The sequence below is a fragment of the Catenibacterium sp. GCM10023432 genome (assembly GCF_042651925.1).
GTDB lineage: Bacteria > Bacillota_I > Bacilli_A > Erysipelotrichales > Coprobacillaceae > Catenibacterium > Catenibacterium mitsuoka.
In genome coordinates, this window is sequence record NZ_JBHSEB010000055.1 from 1 (window position 1) to 5335 (window position 5335).

4 protein-coding genes are annotated in these 5335 nt (G+C 33.2%); 1 reads left to right on the top strand and 3 read right to left on the bottom strand.

Going from position 1 to position 5335, the window contains the following annotated elements:
* Positions 1 to 131: 131 nt before the first annotated feature.
* Positions 132 to 1853: a phosphoenolpyruvate--protein phosphotransferase gene (ptsP, locus tag ACFOZZ_RS07980; RefSeq protein ID WP_376815040.1), complete on the top strand. Its 1722-nt coding sequence runs from the start codon at positions 132 to 134 to the stop codon at positions 1851 to 1853.
* A gap of 533 nt (positions 1854 to 2386) precedes the next feature.
* On the opposite strand, the gene ACFOZZ_RS07985 is transcribed toward ptsP, so the two are convergent.
* The 3 genes from ACFOZZ_RS07985 to ACFOZZ_RS07995 form a co-directional block, all read right to left on the bottom strand.
* On the bottom strand, positions 2387 to 3079 hold the full coding sequence (locus ACFOZZ_RS07985) for a hypothetical protein (protein ID WP_376815041.1): 693 nt from the start codon (positions 3077 to 3079) through the stop codon (positions 2387 to 2389).
* 119 nt (positions 3080 to 3198) lie between these two features.
* The gene (locus ACFOZZ_RS07990) at positions 3199 to 3606 is read right to left on the bottom strand and encodes a hypothetical protein (RefSeq protein WP_376815042.1); all 408 of its coding nucleotides are present in this window, start codon (positions 3604 to 3606) and stop codon (positions 3199 to 3201) included.
* 891 nt (positions 3607 to 4497) lie between these two features.
* Positions 4498 to 5335 (bottom strand): L,D-transpeptidase family protein (locus ACFOZZ_RS07995; protein WP_376815043.1); only part of this gene is annotated, 838 nt, incomplete at its 5' end.

Consider the following 5335-nt stretch of genomic DNA (forward strand, 5'->3'; position numbering starts at 1 on the left):
TAACTGATAATACCATTTTCTATAAAATCTAATTTATCTTCTTATTTCCAGTTTCTGCTTGCAATTCGGGCTTTCCTTTATTTTGTACCCCTTTTATTGTAAAATATGAAGTATATGGAGGTAGGTCAAAAATGACAAATGTAAAAGGTATTGCGGCATCTAGTGGTTATGCCATTGCGAAAGCATATAAATTAGATATGCCAGATTTAACTGTAACACGTACTACAGTTGAAGACACTGAAGCTGAAATTGCTTTATATAACAAGAGCGTTGCAGCCGTTAAACTTGAAATTGCTGCAATTAAGGAAGCAGCTACTAAAAACTTATCTGAAGAAGAAGCAGCAGTATTTGATGCTCATGCTCAGATTCTTGAAGATCCAGAACTTCAGTCACAGGTTGAAGCTAAGATCAATGGTGAAAAGTTATGTGCTCCAGCAGCATTAGAAGATGTAGCTAATTTATTCATTACTATGTTCTCATCTATGGATGATGCATATTTCAAAGAAAGAGCAGCTGATGTTAGAGACGTAACTACTCGTTTAAAAGCTAACTTATTAGGTAAGTCTTTACCTAACCCTGCTTTAATTGATGAAGAAGTTGTAATCATCGCTCACGATTTAACTCCTTCTGATACAGCTCAGTTAAATAAAAACTTAGTTCGTGGTTTCATCACTGATATCGGTGGTAGAACTTCTCACTCTGCTATCCTAGCTAGATCTATGGAAATCCCAGCAGTTGTAGCAACTAACGTTATTACTGAAACTGTCAATGATGGTGACATAGTTGTTCTTGATGGTTTAACAGGTGATGTATTTGTTAACCCTGATGAAGAAACAGTTTCAACTTATGAAGTTAAGAGAAAAGAATTCGAAGACTACAAAGCAGAACTTAAGACATTAAAGACTGCTGAATCAGTATCTACTGATGGTCATAAAGTATTATTAGTAGCTAACATCGGTTCTCCAAATGATATCGAAGCTATTAAACAGAATGGTGCTGAAGGTGTTGGTTTATTCAGAACTGAATTCTTATACATGGAATCAGATGAACTTCCAACAGAAGATTCACAGTATGAAGCTTATAAGACAGTACTTGAAAACGTAAATGGTCCAGTTGTTGTTAGAACAATGGATATCGGTGGAGATAAGAAGTTAAAGGCTCTTCCAGTTCCTGAAGAAATGAACCCATTCTTAGGTGTTCGTGCTATTCGTCTTTGCTTCCAGAGAGAAGAAGTATTCAGAACTCAGTTAAGAGCATTACTTCGTGCTTCAGTTTATGGTGATCTTAAGATCATGTTCCCTATGATTGCAACTGTTGAAGAATTCAAGAAGGCTAAGGGAATCTTATTAGATGAAAAGGCTAAGTTAGAAGCTGAAGGTGTTAAAGTTTCTGATTCAATCGAAGTTGGTATCATGATTGAAATCCCAGCTGCTGCTGTTCTTGCTGATCAGTTCGCTAAGGTTGTAGATTTCTTCTCAATCGGTACAAACGACTTAATCCAGTACACTTTCGCTGCTGACCGTATGTCATCTACAATCAACTACTTATATCAGCCATTCAACCCATCAATCTTAAGATTAGTTAAGAACACAATTGATGCTTCTCATAGAGAAGGTAAATGGACTGGTATGTGTGGTGAAATGGCAGGCGAAGCTCTTGCTGCACCATTACTACTTGGTTTAGGACTTGACGAATTCTCAATGTCTGCAACTTCAATTCTTGCTCAGAGAAAACGTATCAGAGAATTATCTTATGAAGATTCTAAGAAGTTAGCTGAAAAGGCAACTACTGAACTTTCTACAATGAACGAAGTTGTTGACTTAGTTAAAGCTGAAACTGGTATTGAAGGATAAAAAATACAATACTTGAGAGATGAACATTTGTTCATCTCTTTTTTTGTGCATGCAAAAAAACCACCTCTATAAAGAGGTGGCAAGTACTGATATTAGTTTGTACCGATAGACATTGTTTCTGCTGACACTCCAACGGCTAAAGCACGTTGAGTTCTTATATACATTCACTTCCAAATATACTCGAAAGCATATGAAACTAATGAGTTTCTATAAGACTTTCACTATCAATCATTCTATTGAATGAATTAACGATGGCATTAGGCTCGTCTCAAAACCTTTTATATATTTCTCTTTTAAATTGATATACTACTTAAATTATTTTTACCTGTTAATCTTTCAACCTCCAAATTATGAAGCCAATAGAAGTTCTCAAATCTGTCATTACATTTATCAATATCAAAACTCTTTAAATCATCTGCTATATTCATTATTAAGAAAGCGGAATAAAGGTCTCTCTGTATTTTTACTCCATCAAAATTATTCCATCTGTGTGATAAGGATTTCTTAGTATATGTTCCATCGAAATGATTAAACTAACTTGCTTTTGCTTCGGAAGTATCTATCTTTATTAGTTGCTCTCCATAATAACCTAATTTCCTATTTATTATTGTCAAGAGCATTGTTGGTGCTTTATTAGCTAAAGATTTACCAAATCGCTTCTTTCGCTTAATCTTACCTTTATCATTCTTTTCAGTCTTTTTAGCACGTTTTTGAAGTCCGGCAAAATTCATCTTTTCAACATACACCTTGTTATCAAGAGATATAATATAATTGGCTAGACACTCATGCTGATATCTACGTATAGCAGCCTGCTTTCTGTATAATTCTCTTAATTCATTCTGATATTTAATGTAATGATTTGATTTTTTCCATATAACTCTTTTATTGCCTTGTTTCTTAATAGTTCCATCTTCGTTATAATTATCAGGATTTGTAGAACGTTTTGATCTATCCATTTTTCTAAGAATTCTTCGTTTCTGATTTTCAATATTCTGAATTCTATCTGTAAGTTCTAATATCTTCACATCAGATTGACTTGCAATCGCAATAGTTCTAGTGCCGATGTCTAAACTAACATCACCATCACCGATACAATGCTTTATTTCACCTGTATCAGCATCTACCTTTATTGGTGGATTTCCTTTAAAAACAATCTGAACATAGTATTTATACTTATTCCTTATATATTTTCTAACGATTCTGTTATAACAGATTTTGCATTGCATAGCCAGATATTCATAATAATTACTGTAATCAATAACAACTGGAATTTCCAGACCATTCCAAAATATAATATCATCTTTAAAACGAATACCAGAACCATTTGATTTTCCTTCAAGACTATTTAATGTGCCATATTTCTTATAATAGACTTTTTTCCATTGCCATAGAGAAATTTCTCATAAGACTTCCATAATGCAGTCGCAATCTTTCGAGCAGTAAGTGAATCAATATTATCTTTAAAATGCTTCTGCATCATCTTGACATCCTTATGAAAGGAATATTCTGACATACCATATTGCTTGCGAATATCATTAATTTGTTTCCAGATATCTTTATCCGTTTTCTTATTGCCTGTCAGAGAAGACATAAGTTCTCTATATTTCTTTATCTTGATCATTTCTTTATAACGCTTCTGAGTTACGTTGACTAATGAATTATAAATCTGTCTTCCAATTTCGAAACGCTTATTCAAAATATCCTCTTGATATTTTTCTGTCTTTAAAGGAAATTCAACAACAAAGTATGCCATAATATTCACTTCATTTTCAAAATGTATATTATTCTATTAATATTGTTTCCTCTAATCTACTGCATAATATCCGATGGGTATAATGCTAGCAAATAATTCAACAATATATGAGAGTTGTCTTATCTACACGTTTGATTATGTAATACTGATGAGATTCGTAAAAATCAAACAAAAAGTCATAAAGCTATTTCATGTATTTAGAGAATTCAATAGAGTTATTAATGGTATTAGAATAGCTATAAGTGAACTGCAAAAGAGAAAAATATTCAAGGTTTAACATTTTTTGGCATATGTTTATAACATCTATCTAATTTCTTATTAAATTATACAACAAAAATAAAATCCATGCATCACGTTCATCTCCTAGAATGCCTATTAATAGGCGTTCAAAAAATAATTTATATTAATCTGTTGTTTGTATATTCGAATTTCCTTACATTATTTGCATGTTACCATTATTAATATTATTTATATTGTGTGTTATACATCCCACTCTGCAAAGGAGCGAGCTTTACGCACAGTTTTGTAAACAAAAATCAGTTTAAGACTTTTATTCAAGCCCCCTTGCTTCCTTTGTTGTCCATAGAAAACCTCCATAATTGTAATCGAGAGATATTTGATGACTGCAAAAAAAACTCTCTAAAGAGATACTAGAATCTATGATGATATGTCCCGTACATATCATCTCATCAACTATTTAATTGTAAGGATATCATTTGTACAAGTTCATGGCATCACTTGTGAAATATTTAGTCAGGCGCTTACATTCAAAGTCTCTTTAAAGTACTCTCTTTGATAAATAACACTGAAAAAGGAGGATTTTAATTATAATCCTCCTTATAACATATAACATTAATATAGTTCACCTATATAACTACTATTATTTAGACATTAATATAAACTGTTTTTATTCTGATATATACCAATTAAAGTATCACCCTGAATCATCTTCAAGATTCGAATCATATCACTTTGAGATACGCTGATACATCCAGCTGTTGCCCCACCTGTTGAACAATGTAGGAAAATAGCACTACCAGCACCAGGTGTACAAGCCGTATTGTAGTTAAGAGCAATCGCATATCTATACGCTGTTGGATAGCTGATCAAATGTTCAGCGCTGCTCCACTGTATACCTGTCTGACTTGCGTCTACGAGTTTGTTGTAATAGGCACTATGTACATCATCAACCCAATAATGATTATTGTTGACTTGAAGCCATCTTCTAGATGTACCAGGATTACCTGCTACACCAAAAGCCTGTCCAAAACTATAGATACCTCTTGGGGTCTTTCCATCACCCTCACGCTTATTTCCTGTGATACCATTTCTGCCTACTCTTGCTGAGCAGCTTAATGTTTCTGTCCATACACCATTATGTTTTGTATGTACTGTCAAAGTGGCATAACTACCACCATTTCCTACTACTGTAATTGCTTGTGTTGTTTGATGTGATATAGACATATTTGCAACAAAACTTTGATTTACAGGCTGTGACTGTGCAGAACCAGAATAATTCCAATCTAATACACCATGATTAATGTAGTAATAACTACCTGCATGATAGGCTAAACCTGTATAGTTCCAATCAAGAACACCGCCTCTAATATAATACCATGTACCAAAGTACTGGAATAAATCAGTATAGTTCCAGTTTAGCTTACCATTTTCTACATAATACCAAGTACCATAGTATTTAGTTAGATTAGTGAAATTCCAATCTAACTGT